This is a genomic window from Chitinophaga pinensis DSM 2588, assembly GCF_000024005.1.
Taxonomy (GTDB): domain Bacteria; phylum Bacteroidota; class Bacteroidia; order Chitinophagales; family Chitinophagaceae; genus Chitinophaga; species Chitinophaga pinensis.
This window is the reverse complement of sequence record NC_013132.1, coordinates 5,582,081-5,600,508: the sequence shown is the minus strand read 5'-3', so window position 1 is coordinate 5,600,508 and position 18,428 is coordinate 5,582,081. Positions and strand designations below refer to the sequence as shown.

Genomic DNA, 18,428 nt, shown 5'->3' with positions numbered 1-18,428 from the left:
AAAACAGCGTCTAGCCAGACACTTATTTTATTTATCAACCACAACGAGTACAAAAGTATGATTTTTCAAGCTTCTTGTAACCGGCAGGGGATGCCTATGCCTATCCAAAAGGGTAGCCGGTTAGTGAATCAAACGCTACGTATTATGCGATTATCAACCATTTTGTTGCTGGCATTTATTATGCAGGCAAGCGCCAAAATCAGTTATTCGCAGAACATCACGTATACCTGCAAGGATGTGCCATTGGAACAGGTATTCAGAATTATCAAGCAGCAAACGGGCTATGTGGTGTTCTACGATCAGGATCTGTTGGGAAAAACAAAACCAGTCTCTATCAGCGCTAAAGAAGTACCGCTGGAGCATTTCCTGAAAAAAGCTTTAGACAATCAGCCATTGGATTATTCGATCGAAAACAAAACGATCGTTATATCCCGCAGAACGGCGCCCGTACCAATGCCTTATACAGCACCGCAGAAACTGCCGCTTGTATCAGGGAAAATCATTGATGAAAGAGGGGTGCCGGTACCAGGGGCAATCGTACGATTGATGCCTACTGAAGACAGGGGTGCAACCACACAGAATGACGGTACCTTTATGATGGCCGCCGTACCTGCTGGTAACTATACCCTGGAAGTAAGACACCTGGCTTACCTCACTGCTCATAAAAAGATTACGGTAACGGACGGTGATGTCAATGTAAAGATCACCCTGACACCGCAGCAAAGAGAACTTAGAGGTGTTGTCGTAAGTACCGGTTTTCAGAAGATCGAGAAAGCATCCACACCTGGATCATATACGGTGATCACTTCCAAAGAACTGGAAGAGACACCTGATATCAACCTGGCCAGACGCCTGGAAGGTAAAGTACCTGGCGTACGCTTTGACCCTGTAAATAATACCATACAGATCAGAAGCGCCAATAACTTCCTGCAAAGTGCACCATTGATCATCATTGATGGTTTTCCGGCAATAGATCAGAACCTGAACCTTCGTCCGGGTTATACGCCTTTGTTCGGAGATCAGTCAGGTACCAATAACGCGGTACTGAGTGCCTTCAACCCGAATGATATTGAAAGCATCACTTTCCTGAAAGATGCCGCTGCCACCTCTATATGGGGTTCCAGTGCCGCAAATGGTGTGATTGTGATTGAAACCAAGAAAGGTAAAAGAGGCGAAGCGACTACCGTGAACGCAGGTGCTACCCTGAGTGTTTCGGCTCCTGTCAGTCTGTCAAAACTGAAAACGATGAACAGTGCGCAGTACATCGACATGGAAAAGGAAATGTTTGACGCGAACTTCTACCAGGACCCTTTCACACACTGGCGTTTCAGTAATCCCAGTCAGGCAGTAAGATATATGTTCCTGGCGAAACGTGGCGAGATCACTGATCAGCAGCGGGATGCACAACTGGAAAGACTGGCGGCTACCAATAACCAGTCGCAGATCCGTGAAAACCTGCTACAACCAGCGGTGACACAGCAATATAACCTGTCGCTGTCCGGTGGAGGCAGAACCAGCAGCTACCATGTATCTGGTAACTATTCCAAAGATCAGCCTTCCTATAAAAGCAACAGCGCCACCAACTACTTTATCAATAGTAGCCTTACTTCTGATATCCTTGGCGGTCGTGCGAAAATCACCGCAGGTCTGACTCATAACTACTCTACCAGTTTTGTGAATCAGGCCGCCATACGCGCATTACAACCTGGTTCCTACGGATTAAGACCTTACGATCAGCTGATAGATCAGAATGGTCAATCTATCGACAATAGCTTCCTGTTGAAGCCGGAGATCGAGGATAGTCTTCATAATAAACTGGGCCTGCTCCCATGGACATATAACGCGATCAACGAACTGAATTACTCAAAAACCCGCTTTGAAAAACAGGCCACCCGTATGCAGCTGTCGCTGACTACACGTCTGACTCCCTGGGCGGATTTCCAGGTATCTGGTATGTATCAGCGTAGTTCCCAGGAAATCACCCTGCTGAATGAACTGGGTAGTTATTTTACCAGGGATTTCCTGAATAGCGCCACTACCATCCAGAACGGTAAACTGGTGTATGGCGTGCCTGTCGGCGGCATCATGACCAATACTAACAGCTGGTCAACTGACTACGGCACAAGAGCACAGCTGAATATTAATAAACAGTGGAACCTGATTCACAAACTGACTTTCCTCGCAGGTACAGATATCCGTGAGTCCAAGTCGAAAGGCTACAGACAGATCCGCTATGGATATGACGAAAATACAGGTACTTCCCAGGCATTTAATCCAACGGTGAATTACAGTCTGTTCTTCGGTGGTACCAGACAACTGGGCTACCAGGATGGCGCTTATGTAACAAACATCCAGCGTTACCTGTCTTATTTCTCTACTGCGAACTACTCCTTATTCGATAAGTATTTTGTATCCGGTAGCATTCGTTTTGACGATGTAAGCATGTATGGCATCGATCGTCGCAACAGGGCGATTCCTTTATGGTCAGCTGGTCTGAAATGGGATCTCTTTAAAGAGAAATTCATGGCTGGTCAGAAATGGCTGGATGCATTGGCCTTACGTGCAACCTATGGTACTGCCGGTACAGCGCCGACAGGCGGGTCTAATTTTACTGTCGTGAATGTATATGCACCAAACTCTCAGACCGGCCTGGGTTATGGTAGTCTGGGTTCTCCGGGCAATCAGGATCTGGGATGGGAAACAACTTCCACACTGAACGGTGGACTGGACGCATCTGTGTTACGTGGTTTGCTGAATATCACCTTTGATTACTACAGCAAACGTTCCCGTGGCATCGTGGTAAATCTGCCGTTTAATTCTACCTACGGCTGGACCAGCGTAGCATACAACACTGCTACGATGAAGAGCCATGGTCTTGAACTTGGTCTGAATGCGAATATTATCCGTCGTGCCAGCTGGGGGTATACAGCGAGTCTGAACCTGGCTTATAATACCAATAAGGTTACGGATGCCCGCTTCCCGGCTACTACGACTTCTGTTTCCCAGGGTTCTCCTATTGTTGATCTCCCGGTAGGCTATGTAATGGCCCTCGAATGGGCAGGTCTGGATGATAAAGGACAGACCCAGATCCGCAATGCGGAAGGAAAGATCCTGAGTTCTACTGACGGTACTGCACTGACAGCTGCTGACTGGCATTATAAAGGTCGTAAAGATCCGGTTGTATTCGGTGGTTTCATGCACACTATTCGCTATAAACAACTCAGCCTCTCTGCAAGAGCGACGTACTACCTGGGACATAAAGTACTGAAGCAGGATATCCTGCCAGGTCTGTATCCATCGTTCGGACAGGCGCCAGGCTTTATCGGTAATTCCCAGGCGATGGTGAACCGCTGGCGTAAAGCTGGTGATGAAGCAACTACTAATATTCCTGGTCTGCTGAACGCCAACTCTACCAGCATCATCAGATATACGCAGTCTGATATCAACGTTATCAGCGCTTCACACGCACGACTGGATCAGGTGACACTGAGCTATATCCTGGCGGCAAAGCTCCTGAAGAGAATGCCTGCTATCAAGAGCGTGACAATGGGCGCCACTGCCAGCAATCTGGGTGTAATCTGGCGCAGGAACAAGGACGGCATCGATCCGATATACCTGACCACAAGCAGCTATTCCAGTCTTGCACCAGCGCCGACCTATACTTTCAACGTAAATGTCTCATTCTAATCGTTACTGATCATGTCTACTATAAAACAACTTTTATATATCACATTGGGCAGTGCGTCCCTGCTCTGGAATACAGGATGCCGCAGTTATGTGGAGGTGAATCCGCAGGGTAAAAGAGCATTGGTGAATACAACCGATTATCAGCTCCTTTTGCAAAGCGACAATGATATGGCGCCTTCTTTCAGCTTCCCTGTTTATGCAGCGGATGACTATGGCGTGAGCTATGATCCTTTTGAAAACAGTATGCTGACCGCACAGGCGAATGCCTATATCTGGGCAGAAACGATCGTCGCCGAGGCAGATGATCCGGACTGGACCCGTTTTTATAAACAGATCTATACCTGTAATACGATCATAGAGGGTGTACGTAGCAGCCAGGGTGGTACCACACAACAAAAAGAAGTGGTGCGCAGTCAGGCCCTTGTACACCGCGCCTATGCTTACCTGATGCTGGTAAATGGGTACGCCCGTCAGTATGAAAAGGCGACGGCAGCAACAGCGCCGGGAGTGCCTTTACTGCTGAAGCCCGATCTTTTTGCGTCACTGAACAGGGCTTCTGTACAGGCAGTATATGATCAGATCATGGCGGATCTGAAAGAGGCAGCGCCGGTTTTACCAACACAGGCGACTATTACATTACTACCATCCTCCACAGCCGCATATGCCCTGATGGCCCGTGCATCGCTTTATATGGGAGCGTATGCAAACGCAGCTGCCTATGCTGACAGCGCGTTAAGCAGGCAATCAACCTTACTGGATCTGAAGGTCTATGCCGGTAGTCCGTCTACCATGCCGACCGTATACAAAGATCCTGAAATCATGCTGGTGAAAAATGTCGGCGCTTCCGTAACCTATGCATTGAATCCTGACCTGGTAAAACTGTTCGAAACCGGTGACCTGCGTTACGATCTGTATACGGCAGATGGCTCCAGTTTCCAATGGTCTTCTTTCCCTGGTCGTGGTTACTGGCGTACCAGACTGACACTGGCTTCCGGCGCTTATACCGGTCCGGGTGTAGGTGAAATGATGCTGACGCTGGCGGAATGTGATGCACGTACAGGTAAGACAGCGGAAGCAGTTTCCCTCTTGAATAAACTGAGAGAGAAGCGTTTTACGGCGGCTGACTATGTCGCACTGGATACGAATGACGCTGAGGAAGCGCTTCGCCTTGTGCTGACAGAACGTCGTCGTGAACTGATGGCCAGTGGTCTGCGTTGGTTTGATCAGAAGCGGCTGAACCTGGATCCAAAGTATACGGTAACGGTTAGTCGTACCTACCGCGGACAAACCTATACTTTAACGCCTAACAGCAATCGTTACGTTTTTCCGATTCCGGCAAAAAATATCCAATTTAACCCGGAGCTCGCACAGAATCCGAGATAACAACATCAGCTAACCACATATGTTAAGATTGAAACTAAGCCCAGGCGTATGGCTTTTGTCATGCGTCCTGCTGGCCGCATCTGTACAGGCTACAGCACAGCGGAAAAAGAAGAAAGATAAAGAAACCACGCCTGCTGAGATAAAGGCGGACACCACTGTTGGTAAAAAGCCCGCACCCTCGAAGCTAAAGAAGTATAGTGACGTGATCACCAAAGACATGCGCACGGATACCGGTTTCATTATTGTTCACGCCAAAGAAGACGAGTATTATTTTGAAGTGCCATTGTCTGTCATGGGCAAGGACATCCTGATCGTTAACCGTGTAGCAGAAGCTTCTGTAGACATGCGTAACGGTAACTGGGGCCTTACCGGCGACCAGATAGGAGAGGCGGTATACCGCTTTGAAAAGGCGCGTAATAACAACCTCTATCTCCGCAGACTCTCTTTCTCCGAATACAGCGGCGATACTTCTAAACCCATGTACACCAGTGTGCAGCGTAACAACGTACAGGCAATTGCAGCTGTATTCCCGATTGTTGCCTATAACGCTGATTCCAGTGCAGTCGTACTGAACATGAGCGAATTCCTGAGCAGTGATAACGACATCACTTACTTCAGTAAGCCGTTGTTTAAAACGCGTGCAGGTATGGGCGCTCAGCAGAACGACAGGAGTTATGTGAAATATGTACACGCTTATCCCACCAACGTAGAGGTACGTGCATTCAAAACATATGCAGCTGGTCTTAACCCAACATCTGCTAACTATAGCGTGGAATTGAACTCTTCTATGGTGCTGCTGCCTGAGAAGATGGCCCGTCCGCGTTTACAGGACAAACGCGTGGGTTATTTCACCATCTCACATAAAGACTTTGACGCTAATCCGCAGGGTGTAACCAATACCACCTATGCTGTACGCTGGAGACTGGAGCCTAAACCGGAAGACGTAGAAAAATACAAACGTGGTGAGCTGGTAGAACCGGTAAAGCCGATCGTATTTTATATCGATCCATCTACCCCAAAGAAATGGATCCCTTACCTGATACAGGGTGTAAATGACTGGCAGGCTGCTTTTGAGCGCGCTGGTTTTAAAAATGCCATTTATGCACGAGAAGCGCCTTCCCGTCAGGAAGACAGCACCTGGAGCCTGGAAGATGCGCGTCACTCCGCCATCATCTACCGTCCTTCATCCATAGCCAATGCCATGGGCCCCAATGTAAACGACCCGCGTACCGGCGAGATCCTGGAGAGTCACATCTTCTGGTACCACAATGTGATGTCACTGCTGCAGAAATGGTATTTCGTACAGTGTGCGGCTGTTGATACCGGTGCGAGAAAGCTGGTATTTGACGATAAACTGATGGGGGATCTGATCCGTTTTGTGTCTTCTCATGAGGTAGGTCACACACTCGGTCTGATGCACAACTTCGGTTCCAGTTCCACCGTTCCGGTAGAAAACCTGCGTAACAAGGCATGGGTAGAGAAATATGGCCATACACCTTCCATTATGGACTACGCACGTTTCAACTATGTAGCGCAACCGGAAGATAATATCAGCCGTGCAGGCTTGTATCCCCGCATCAATGACTATGATAAATGGGCAATTGAATGGGGGTACAAATGGCGCGATAACGTGAAAGATGAATATGAAGAGCAGAAATTACTGACGCCGATTGTTACTGATAGTCTGAAGAACCAACGTCTCTGGTTTGGCAGTGAAATGGAGCCACTGGATCCACGCTGTCAGAACGAAGACCTGGGGGATGATGCGATGAAAGCGGGTACCTATGGTATCATGAACCTGAAGCGTATTATCAAAAACCTCGGTCAGTGGACTTACGAGCCGGAGAAGGATTATACCAATATGCGTAACATGCTGACAGCAGTGTACGACCAGTATGGTACCTACATCGGACACGTGGTACGTAATATCGGCGGAGAATACCACACCGAAAAAATTGCGGGGCAGCCGGGTGCTACTTACGAAGTGGTAGAATACAAACGTCAGAAAGAAGCAGTGGCTTTCCTGGATAAGGAACTGTTCACAACGCCTGAGTGGCTGAACGAGAAATCGCTGATGGATAAGATACCTGATAAATTCGGCATTGACCTGAGCGAGGTGCAGAGAGGGGTGTTAAATGGTATTTTAAACCGTTTCCGTATGACCTCTATGCTGGCAGCACAGCATGATGGTAAAGGTACCGGCAAGGTGTATACAGCTGACGAGCTGATGCTGGACCTGGACAAGATCGTCTTCAGAGAATTGTATGAAGGCAAAAGTGTAAGTTTCTACAGACGCAACTTACAGAAGATCTATATCAACAAACTGCTGGATATGGTATATCCTACCGATAATATGGATCAGATGATTTCCGGTATGAGCCAGATGTATACTTTCTATCTGACTGACCTCAGCGATGTAATGAGAGCGGCATTGACAAAGGAACAACAGCTGATCATGAGAATGATGAATGATCCGAGACTGGATAAAGATACACAGCGTCATCTGAAAGATCTGAACTACAAGATCAATAAGATCGGTGAAAAAGACCTGAGATTTTAATTGACAATAAAAATAAGCATGAATGTATCGGGGGCTGTTATTAAACAGCCCCCTTTGTATTTATTCTGTTTTGATACTTTTGAGTGGATTGGAGACAGCTGCTTTCACAGACTGGTGTGCGATCGTCAAAGCGGCGATGGCTACAGAGCAGCTGAGCGCGATAAAGAATATGCCTGGTTGCAGGGAAATGTGATACGCAAAGTTGCCCAGCCAGTTATGCATCAGGAAGTAGGAGAGTGGCGTGGCCACAAGGAAGGCAACCGCGATCAGGAGAATAAATTCTTTTCCCAACAAGGTCACAATGTCAGTACCGGAAGCCCCCAGGATCTTTCTGATGCCCACTTCTTTATTCCTTTGTACAGCTGCAAATGCAACTAATCCGTATAGCCCCAGACAACCAATGACGATGGCCAGGATGGAGAAGATCTGGTAAGCGTTAAATACTTTCTGTTCCTGTTTGTATAATGCCGCGATATGGTCATCCAGGAATTCATAATCGAATAGGCCATCAGGGTATAAAGCCGCCCATTTTTGTTCTATCTGTGTCAGGGTAGCGTGCATACCTTTAGAGTACAGTCTTGCACTGACAACGTTAAAACCTCTTGGGAATCCGATCAGGATACAGGGTCTTCTTTCCTTGTGTTTGGATTCACTCTGGAAATCCTGTACCACACCATTGATAGTGACCTTATCACCTGCAAACTGGATATTCATGCCAATTGCTTCTTCCGGTGTTTTAAGTCCCAGTTTATGAAGCAGGGTCTCATTCACAACTACCTGTCTGAGGGAATCTTTATCCTTCACATTCGACACATTGGTACCTGCCAGCAGTTTGATATTGAAGAATTGCAGATAATGATCATCGATGAATCTTACCTCTGTGACATCATCTTTCGAAACGCCTCTTTCCGGGCAACTGAACGGTGCATAATTATTGTTGTAGGAAGGAGCTGCGGAAGAGAAACTGATTTCTTTCACCCCGTTGATCGTTTTCAGTTGCTGTCCCAATACCTGTTGGGTTTCCCTGTTCATCAGCGGGATGGTCACAACCGCTTCTTTATCAAATCCCAGGTCCTGGTTTTTAAAGAAGTCCATCTGTTTGGCGACAACCAGTGTACCGATGATCAGCACCTGTGATACAAGGAACTGTACAAATACGAGCGATTTACGCAGACTCAGTCCTCCGGAAGTTTGTTTGCCTGCACCCTTCATGGTCAGCGCCGGTTGGAAAGAAGATTGCACAAAGGCAGGATAAAGACCTGCCAGCAATACTATCACCACTCCCAGTGCCAGCAGCAGGAGATAGACGATGGGTTGATTTAACTGCCGGATGCCAATATGTACATCCATGGCGGCAGCAACGGGCGGCAAAGCCAGGTAAGCGGCAATCAGACCCGCCAGTATGGTGGCGAATACCAGGATGGCTGTTTCGCCCAGGAACTGCCTGATCAGCTGACCACGATTGGCGCCCAGTACTTTCCTGACCCCTGTTTCTTTGGCACGTTTCACTGCCTGTGCCGTAGCCAGGTTGATGAAGTTGATACAGGCTGTTACGATAATAAATATTGCAATGGCGATCAGTGCCATGTACGTCTGACGGGAAGCCGTTGTACTCTGAATATATCGCTGGTCAAAATGAATATCTTTTAACGGCTGTAAAGGCAGTTCTGCACCTTCCGCAGTCTCCGCGCCCCAATGATCCTTAATAAAAGGTTTCATGCGGCTTTGCAGTTTGCTGATATCGAAATTAGGCGGTGTGACGATGAATGTTTGTCCGCCGGCAATGGCATAAAACTCTTCCATCGCCCTGCCCATTTCCTTTTGTATAGTCGCAAAGGATATCATGAATCCGAACACCTGGCTGGTATTAGCCGGTAGGTCTTTGATGACACCGCTGACTTTCAGGTCAAAATGGTTATTGAGCCGCAGTACCTGTCCCATAGGATCCTGTGAGCCGAAATATTTGTGTGCCAGGCTTTCGGTAAGTACTACCGTATTGGGCTCAGAGAGGGCTGTTTTAGCCGATCCTCTCAGCCAGGTATAGTCGAATACCTCCGGCATATATTGATCGCCATAAGCGAACTCTTTTTCCTTATAACGGGCTTCGCCCACTTTTACAAAGGCGTCCGTCCTGGGAAGATATTGGGCCACCGTTTCCAGTTCCGGAAAGGAGGTCCGCATAGCGGGTGCAATCGCCATGGATACGCTGGGGTTGTAATCCAGTGCATGTAAGGTTACGCGATAAGTCCTTTCTGCCTTGTGGTGATGCAGGTCGTATGTCAGTTCATTTTTGGTAACGAGGAATATGATCAGGCAGGCGGCAATGCTCAGAGTCAGCCCTATAACATTCAGCGCGGCATAATTGAAATTGCGTTTCAGATTCCTGAAGGCGATAATAACGTAGTTCCGGAACATGCGATTGGTTTAAATACGGGTATGCGCTCACGCTGCAAAGCAGGTGCCATTACGCGAGAATGTCTGATAAACAATGTGTTGCAAAAAAGAAGGTATTGACCGCTGTTCGCTTTCGGTAAAGGAAATGTTCGCTTCCGGACGTTTCTGCTAAGGCATTTCGCACAGAATGTCTTTATCCCACAAAAAGAAGGCGATACGGACCGCCTGTTCAAAAGGCAGTAGTTTACTCCACTCTTCCACAATGGCGCCAAAAGTAGCGCTTTTATTGGCCATAGAAAGCAAAGGAGAGAGCTCTACCTCTTCTACATAGGCAATCTCCCGGTCAAGATTAGGGTGCCGGATAGCCGTACGCAATTGCAGCATATCGTCGATCACGCAGGGTACTTCTTCAAATATCAGGGATGGGGATAGCTGTACGGTTTCATGCCATAAACGGGGTAATTCCTGTTGCACGTTGATACGTCGCTGCGGACCAGGCGGCGGAGCCGGGTTAAACTTGTCTTTTAGTCTGTTGTAGAATGGTGTGGACTGTCCGGGAGTGTCAATATAGGGCAGGGATCGTCTCTGCCAGAAAGGGTGTCCCTGTCCCGGCCATGCCTGGGCATAGTAGCCACTGGTCCAGTGGGTATGACTGGCAATGGATTCGATCATCTTATTTTCGTAGAAGGACTGCGCCATACTCGTCTGATCTGTTTTCAGAATAGTATTGATGGCAATAACCGCCTGCAGGGAAAAACGCATCGCTTTTTCTACACCGGTAGAAGACAGCGGGTCCAGTGAAAAGGCAGCTTCTCCCAGGCGCAGGTAATTGTCCTTCCAGGGATCCGTATGCGCGTAAGTAAATACGCTACAGGTTTGGATGCCGGAAATGGGAATGTCTGCTGCCGCAGCAAATAAGTTCGTTGCGGAAAGGATACCACTGAATACCTTTACCAGGGGCTGTTGCCGGATGGTTTCCGGATCTGTAAAAGTGATGATCCTGCATGATCCTCCGGGTGTAGGGGAGCCCCATATCCATCCTTCGGGTCTTGCTTCAATAAGGGTATCTGTTGGCAGGGATTGTCCGGGTAACTCAGCCCACATCGCTACCGTCTGTGGTGCTGTTAATACCCTGTCCTGCATATGATTCCCACGACGGCCGCGGGCATCCAGTATAAAGCGGGAGCTGATACTGATGATGCCCGTGTCCGTTCTGAGTGTGGAGGTCCATGTCTCTTCCGTCCTTTTACAGGATTCGAAGCGGGCAGGTTGATATAAGTGTAAACCCCGGTTAACCGCCAGTTGCAGCAGGTCCTGATCCAGTTGTGCCCTGTCCACCATGACACCTGCACCACGTTGTGCGGTATTGACCAGTTGTGGAGTTGGTGTATCCCAGATAACCTGTGCATGCAGCTGATGCAGGTAATGACGTGTATGAAGCAGGTCACCCGCGTTCAGGTAATCAAAGATATTCCGGATACCAGGAGACAGTGATTCACCGATCTGCGGACGGGGAAAGGGTTCGCTTTCTGTCAATACCACATTGTATCCAAGGGAAAGAAGGCGTAAGGCGGCACAGCTACCGGCAGGACCGGCGCCGATGATCAATACATCAAATGTTTGTTCCGGGGTCATATATGGGGTGTTATAGCTATCTATACCAATCGGGTACGAGTCTGGAGATCCGTTCGTGTGCCTGCATGGTGTAATGCAGCCATCCACGGATATAATCGCAGGCAGTACGGCCTTTTTCCAGTACCTCATGATGACAGCCACCACCGCAGAGATACCTGGCCCAGCACTGATGACAGGGCTCCTGTTGATGTACATGTCTGTTGGATAACCAGCCGTTCTGTAAGGTAGGATTTATTCCGTTATCGAGATCGCCCATATGTCCTGCCGGTTCATTTACAAACCGATGGCAGGCAGATAATGCACCATCTGCAGAAACTCCCATATAACCCGCACCAGCACCACAAGGGTAAGGACGATGGGTACCTTTGGCAATCTCTTTCAGCGCATTGACCATATTGAGGAAAGGGAAGCGTTTTCCGGAGATGACGTGCTGCTCAAATAACAGTCCGCATTCAATCATACCCTGTAACATCTGTTGCAGATCTTCCGGAGACATTTCACCTTTGCCATTGCTGGAACGTAACAAAGGAGAGAAGCCGACGCTATGAAAACCCATGTCGACAAACTCCTGTAAGGTCTTTGCCAGGTCTATATTCAAGGGTGTGACAGTGACTCTGGCTGATACCTGCATGGTACGTTGTCTGGCCAGTAAAGGCTGGATATTCTCCATGATCTTCGCATAGGTACCAGCGCCTCCTTTCATAGGGCGCAAGCGGTCATGCTGTTCGCCGATACCATCCAGACTGATTGTCACTGCGAAACCATATTCTTCAAAGAAATCGGCATCATCTGCCCGCAGCAATGTTCCGTTGGACGTGAGCGAGAAATTGACCTTTACATCTTTTTGTCTGCCTTGTTCGAATGCATAAATTGTTGCCTCTCTTAGTGCATTCCGGTTGATCAAAGGTTCTCCGCCCAGGAAGGTGACCTGTACTTTACTGCCCGGTGTACAGTCTTTTAATAAAAGATCTACAGACTGCTTGGCCGTATCGAGCGACATATTCTTCATGGGACCACCAAACTCTCCCTGATCAGCATAGCAATAAGCGCAACCCATATTACATTTCTGCGCAATAGCCAGTGACAGGGCATATAACTTAGGGCTTTCCAGCGGTCTGTCATTAATCAGAGCAGGTGTGTCAAGTCCGAGGTTGATCAGTTCGTTCGTAATAGCCGCTTCGTCACCCGTTGACAGCAATTGCTGTAGACGATCTGCAATAGAAGCAGAGACTGTATACATCCTGCTGCCGTTGGCAATAAATAATTGTGTATTACCTGCGGTAGGGACAAGATGGATCTGAGGCGAACGTGGTGGTGTACGTTGTTGTATGCGGGAAGCTAATTCACTGGCAATAACTGCCAGTGAATTAGTATTTGTATGTGTTGCTACAGGGTTCATTACTCGTCAATTAGTGAAGGATTGGAATGTACCTGATCGCCTGACTTAGAAGCTCTGGAAGCTTTAGCAGCCTGCGAAGCATCCTGTAGAGGTGTCACCAGCGGATTACTGGCCAGTGCATCCTTTCCATCGATAATGAAGTTCAGTTCTCCCTGCCAGTTGAGGAACAGGTCATCGTAAGAGAACAGCCTGGAATCGGTACGATTATCCGGAATATAGGTACCTGTGCGTCGTTTAGACAGCCACATGTCTCCTTTACTTAACCCGTTATCACCTGGTTGTACGTTTACATAGTCTGGTCGGCTGGCGGCCCAATAATAACAGGCGCATTCCCTGTAGTCATTCTGCCATGGCGCACAGAGGCCATGAGTCAGTTCGCCTGGACTCACAATCGCCGGATTCAGCGCCGCCGTCTTGTTATTAGCAGCATCTTTTGCCAGGTAGCTGTTCACGTTAAACGTCAGCTTTGGATAGGTGCTGGTTTTCAGATCGTCTGCCGTTACCAGTACCGGCAACGTCGCTACGTCTGTGGTGAACTGCAGTTCTGCCGTCTGACCCAGTTTCAATCCTGCTATCAGATTGGACCATTCCATAAAGGCTGCGCCATTTGGATTGTCTTCTGTTTTCAGGTGTACGTTATCTCCGCCAGGAAATACAGGGCCTTCGCCACGTACCATTGTCGGCTGACCATTGATACCGATTAATCTATGTCCGGTCAGGTTATGTCCGCTGTTATCTTCCAGTACATAGTTGTCGTTTTCGCTGAGAGTAAGTCCTTCGAAAGTATGGCGCCACAGGTTGCGGAAGTCAAACTCCAGTCCCGGGAAACAGTTGGAGATAGCTGCTCTGGCCAGTACGCTGTAAGGATTACCCGCACCACGATAGAACAATTGTGCTTTCAGATCAGCGGCAGCGATTGGCTCTCCTGGTTGTGGCGGTGCCAGCAGCCCTGGAGACGCCTGACCATTTTTAAACATGGCATCAGTAGCCGCCTGCACAACGTTATTGATCATACGATAGGTGAGCGTCAACCCTCTTCCGTCTGCGCCACGCATCATGCCAGGCATTTTACTACGTTCCGCATTGGAAAGGTCGCCGATCTGGTAAGGTCTGCGCAGAGCAGAAGCAAACCAGGCAGCAGCGCCGGTACTGAGTCCATTGAAGACTCTTTCATGCAGTGTACGCAGTGCAAGGTTGTCTACAATAGAACTTGCCATAATGGGCTCATACAGTCTGCCAAAGTCATTGGTGTCCTGTCTTACCATCGTACTGGCGACGTTCTCGCGGCCGTTGATAGGATTACCGTTCATGACAGCGGTATTCATCAGGGTGATGGATTCAAATGCACGACGCACGATATCTTCTGCCTCGTCGATAGATACTTCTGCGTCAGGATCAACACCGCTGAAGATCTGCTCTATTTCGTCTGATACTGCACGGATCGGCAGGATATCAGGTGCATAGGCAGGAGGGCCTGCCACGATGTGTGCAGTCGCACTGATGCTTGCACCTGTACCTTGTAATGTAGCAGTTACTTCGCCGTCACATTCATCGTCGAGGTAACCCCAGCTAACGTGATCGCCATTGTCTTTATCATAGCCTGCAAAGATCTGTGCAGGCATAGTGTATGTAGGGTTGAATGCAGAACCTTCTGCATAATTCAGCCAGCCCCCGGCAGGGTTATACAATACCAGGTCTTCACTATTGATGATAGGATCAGCTACAGGGTCTTTTTTTTCAGCTTCAATACGCTGTGTAGAAGAGCCATAAACCTTACCTGGTCCTGGTGTAAAACGGAAGCGCAGGCCCGGATATTTAGCAGAAGGTTTTACATATTGTACGATACCTAAAGGCAGCCATTTATCCGCATAAAAGTTATCGCACAAGCCTTTTAAAGGTTGTGGATCATTGCTGGTGATATTTTCAATTTTAGCGATGATTTTATCAGCTGGTTTGCCGGTACGACGAAACACCTTCAGGTTGCCGACATTCACAGACCAGCTGATGTTTTCCAGTTTGTAACCATGTTTTTCAAGCAATGCCTGTGTAACAGGAACAAGTGTATTGGCATCGTCGCTGGTGATAGCATACAATTCCAGGAAAGGCGCCACCGGACGTATACTAACGTCAGTGTTCTGTGTAGAATTGCCTTCTTTGAAAATGATCACCGGTGGTGGCGTATCATCATCTTTGATCTGGTTAGTCGACGGATCAATAGTGAGGGTAGCCTGTGGTGCAATCTGTCTGAAATCAAGTGGTTTGTTCTCAGGTACGACCAGGTCATAAGCGGCTACGGGTATCTGGGACGCACCCAATCTGCCTATCGCGATAGGAGGAAGTATACGTAATGCTAGGATTGACATAACTTGGATTTTTTGCTGGTTAGTTAAACAGTGGTTGTTGTAAGCTCCTCTATTACCTGTAAGAGCCGCAGGTCAGCTTCTCTTAATGAATGGAGATAACGATGATTGTACTCAGCTGATTGATGCAGCAGTTTAGCGATCAGGGGTTGAGATGCCTCGATCAGGTCCTTATGTGTACGCCATCTGTTATGTTCTCCCATAGGAAGCGTGAGTGTGTAGGGTACCAGGAACGGCGGACCGGCAACTTTGGTATTACTTGTATCTGTCGTGAGTGGCAATTGTACCATCACAGTGGCTATGCTGCGCAGGTTGTACATTTCACCAAAAGTAGAATTGATGATCATACCACGTGGTGAGATAGCGCCTACATTATTAAAACCATTGTCCAGCAGGAAGCTGTGTGTGAGGAAGTTCAACAGCATACGGTAACGTAAGTTGAACAGGTGTCCCCATGTCTGTGCTTCCGGATTGGTGATAAAATCCAGCTCGTTATATTTTGGGTTGGGTTCATAGATCTGTCCTTCTGAAGGAGAACTGTTAGGATCATCGCTTGGATAATCACCGCTGTCGGCAGGGATTTCAGGATTGATCGCTACGTTCCTCGAAAGAGGGAAGGTCGATGCTGAGTCATTCATGACCTTTTTAAGCTTTTTATATACATCGAGGAAGCGCTCAAAGTGAGATGGAGCCGGGTTTTCATCGATGGTGGCTTCTCCCTGTTCTGCGATCTCGCTGAGTGCTTTAAAGGCGTCATCTCTGCTTGCCAGTGGCATTACCAATACATCAGGAGAACCGGCAGGACCACTTCCATCCGGATTGCCACGCTCACCTTTTTTATAACCACGACCCCATTCATCGAACTTGGCCTGGAAAGGAAAGGTTTCTGCCTGGAAAGCTTCATCAGGGATAACATCCGGATCGTTGATCAGTTTAAGTAATACTTCGAATAATGCGCCTACGGTATTAGGCTTCGGTACCTCTGCAAATACCCATCTTTTGATCTCCGGCGCCCATTCCTGATCTTCATCCAGCCAGCTTTGCGGAGCTTCAGCGTAGACATATTTTGCCAGTGAACCAAGGGTCAGCGGTTCCAGCTTAAAAGGAAAAGGGTAGAAGGGCGTATCCCAGGGATAATCCTGTCTTTCAAAATGCAGTGGAGCACCGATCAGTTTGAGTACATTCTGTACAGAAACGAAGTGGCCCATTTCTTCCTTGGCAATGCCGAGGATCACTTCTTGTGCTTCCTTGATCGGTTGTTTGTATTCGTCAGGTATCTGCGGACCGCCAAGACTGTAAGCGGCGTACAGATATTGCAGCATCAGGCCATGTTCAATTTCCGCATCGATACAAAGCAGGAAAGAAACATAGTCTTTGCCGTTGAATTCCGGTGGGATACTGATAGGGGCTTCACTGGTTTCGAAGGTGGAGTAATCCATGGACTGGATGCCATCGAAATTAGCTGATTTCAGTGCTTCCGTTCTGACTTTGTTGAGTTGTGCCCTTTCGAACACAGGGCCGAGGTAACGTTCAAAATTACGTTGCATGAGCAGTGGTGTTTTGAAGTAATTGTGAGTTGGTGTGGAATAATTAAATAGAAGTTTTCACCTGCAATGTTGAGGTATCACGTTCGTTGTTCTGTAAATTTTGTAATAGTTATTTTGTTTGCTTCGTATATTGATTTGGTCCTTTCGAGGTCTTTGAAAGGTAAAGACTTTTTTCTTAGCTGCCAAAATCAAAATTCAGCGTCAGCTGCTATAAGATGACTGACGCAGTTATAAAACGAAGCATATATTAAATGCTTTGTATGTATGCATTTACGTAGTGTGTCGCTATAAACGATCACTGTAACGGATACGCCGGTACTTATCCGGTTTTTAGTCTGCTGCAAATAGGGGTGATCGTAGTATGTCTGCTAAATAATATGTAATTTACACGCTCTCTAAACAATACTACTTATGGCTTCAAAAATTCCGGTTACTATCATTACTGGCTTCCTCGGTTCTGGTAAGACAACCCTCATACGTAACCTCATACAAAATGCAAATGGCCGCAGACTGGCGGTAATTGTCAACGAATTCGGCGAAATGGGTATTGACGGAGAAATCCTGAAGTCCTGCTGCTCCAATGAAGACGATGTACTGGAGCTGAACAATGGCTGTCTTTGCTGTACCGTACAGGAAGAATTCCTGCCTGTTATGTTGCAACTGATGGAGCGTAAAGACACAATCGATCATATTATCATTGAAACGTCCGGTCTGGCATTACCGAAGCCATTACTGCACGCGTTTAACTGGCCGGAACTGAAACCACAGATTACGGTAGATGCGGTGGTAACAGTGGTAGACGTTGTCGGACAGGCAACAGGTGAGATCTGTGACAGAGAACGCGTACAGGGACAGCGTCTGGCAGACGATTCCCTGGATCATGAAACGCCTATTGAAGAACTTTTTGAAGATCAGCTCTCCTGCGCCGACCTGGTTGTAATGACCAAGAAAGACCTCGTAGAGGATGCCCAGTATGAAGAAGTAAAAGCGATCATCGCCGGTAAAGTACGCCCGGATGTGAAAATGGTTGCTGCTGCTAACGGTGTACTCTCCACAGATATCCTGCTGGGTGTTAACGCTGCCGCAGAAAATGACCTTGAGAGCCGTCATTCCCATCACGAAGAAGACCACGCAAACGGTCTGGACCATCACCATGACGATGATATAGACTCCGTTGTAGTAGACATTACTGCACCACATACACCGGAAGCACTGGTAGAAGCGCTGAAGGAACTGATCGAAGAATATGAAATCTACCGTATAAAAGGCTTTATCGATGTACCGGGCAAACCTATGCGTATGGTATTACAGGGTGTATCTAACCGTTTCGATCAATACTTCGACCGTAAATGGAAAGACAGCGAAACCCGTAAAACCAGTCTCGTGATCATCGGTGATGAATTACACGATAAAGACCTGGCTACTATTATCAATGAAAAACTGACTGTAGTCAGCTAATTCCT

9 protein-coding genes are annotated in these 18,428 nt (G+C 47.8%); 4 read left to right on the top strand and 5 right to left on the bottom strand.

All coding sequences use genetic code 11. The features are described 5' to 3' along the window. The first annotated feature begins 144 nt into the window (after window positions 1–144). From CPIN_RS22305 to CPIN_RS22295, 3 genes are read left to right on the top strand one after another with little or no spacing between them, the layout of a single operon-like run. The gene (locus CPIN_RS22305) at window positions 145–3,687 is read left to right on the top strand and encodes a SusC/RagA family TonB-linked outer membrane protein (RefSeq protein ID WP_187294678.1); all 3,543 of its coding nucleotides are present in this window, start codon (window positions 145–147) and stop codon (window positions 3,685–3,687) included. Between the two features lie 12 nt (window positions 3,688–3,699). Further along, window positions 3,700–5,070: a RagB/SusD family nutrient uptake outer membrane protein gene (locus CPIN_RS22300; RefSeq protein ID WP_012792106.1), complete on the top strand. Its 1,371-nt coding sequence runs from the start codon at window positions 3,700–3,702 to the stop codon at window positions 5,068–5,070. A gap of 19 nt (window positions 5,071–5,089) precedes the next feature. Next, complete coding sequence (locus CPIN_RS22295) at window positions 5,090–7,630, top strand: zinc-dependent metalloprotease (RefSeq protein ID WP_012792105.1); 2,541 nt, start codon at window positions 5,090–5,092, stop codon at window positions 7,628–7,630. 60 nt (window positions 7,631–7,690) lie between these two features. Here the strand turns inward: CPIN_RS22295 and CPIN_RS22290 are convergent, their stop codons facing one another. From CPIN_RS22290 to CPIN_RS22270, 5 genes are all read right to left on the bottom strand, one after another. After that, window positions 7,691–10,045: an ABC transporter permease gene (locus CPIN_RS22290; protein WP_012792104.1), complete on the bottom strand. Its 2,355-nt coding sequence runs from the start codon at window positions 10,043–10,045 to the stop codon at window positions 7,691–7,693. Window positions 10,046–10,192: 147 nt separating this feature from the next. Next, entirely contained in the window at window positions 10,193–11,659 is a 1,467-nt protein-coding gene (gene qhpG / locus CPIN_RS22285) for a flavin-dependent monooxygenase QhpG (protein ID WP_012792103.1), read from the bottom strand. 16 nt (window positions 11,660–11,675) lie between these two features. After that, window positions 11,676–13,058, bottom strand: coding sequence for a radical SAM/SPASM domain-containing protein (locus CPIN_RS22280; protein WP_012792102.1), 1,383 nt, complete (start codon window positions 13,056–13,058; stop codon window positions 11,676–11,678). Further along, a complete protein-coding gene (locus CPIN_RS22275) occupies window positions 13,058–15,421 on the bottom strand; it encodes a hypothetical protein (protein WP_012792101.1) in 2,364 nt (787 codons plus the stop codon). The genes CPIN_RS22280 and CPIN_RS22275 overlap by 1 nt, the downstream gene beginning before the upstream one ends. 23 nt (window positions 15,422–15,444) lie before the next feature. Next, window positions 15,445–16,965, bottom strand: a complete 1,521-nt coding sequence (locus CPIN_RS22270) for a ferritin-like domain-containing protein (RefSeq protein WP_012792100.1) — start codon at window positions 16,963–16,965, stop codon at window positions 15,445–15,447. 411 nt (window positions 16,966–17,376) lie between these two features. Here CPIN_RS22270 and cobW point away from each other — a divergent pair, with 411 nt between their 5' ends. Continuing rightward, window positions 17,377–18,423 carry a cobalamin biosynthesis protein CobW gene (gene cobW, locus CPIN_RS22265; RefSeq protein ID WP_012792099.1) on the top strand — a complete coding sequence of 349 codons (1,047 nt, stop codon included), beginning with the start codon at window positions 17,377–17,379 and terminating at the stop codon, window positions 18,421–18,423. The last annotated feature ends 5 nt before the right edge of the window (window positions 18,424–18,428 follow it).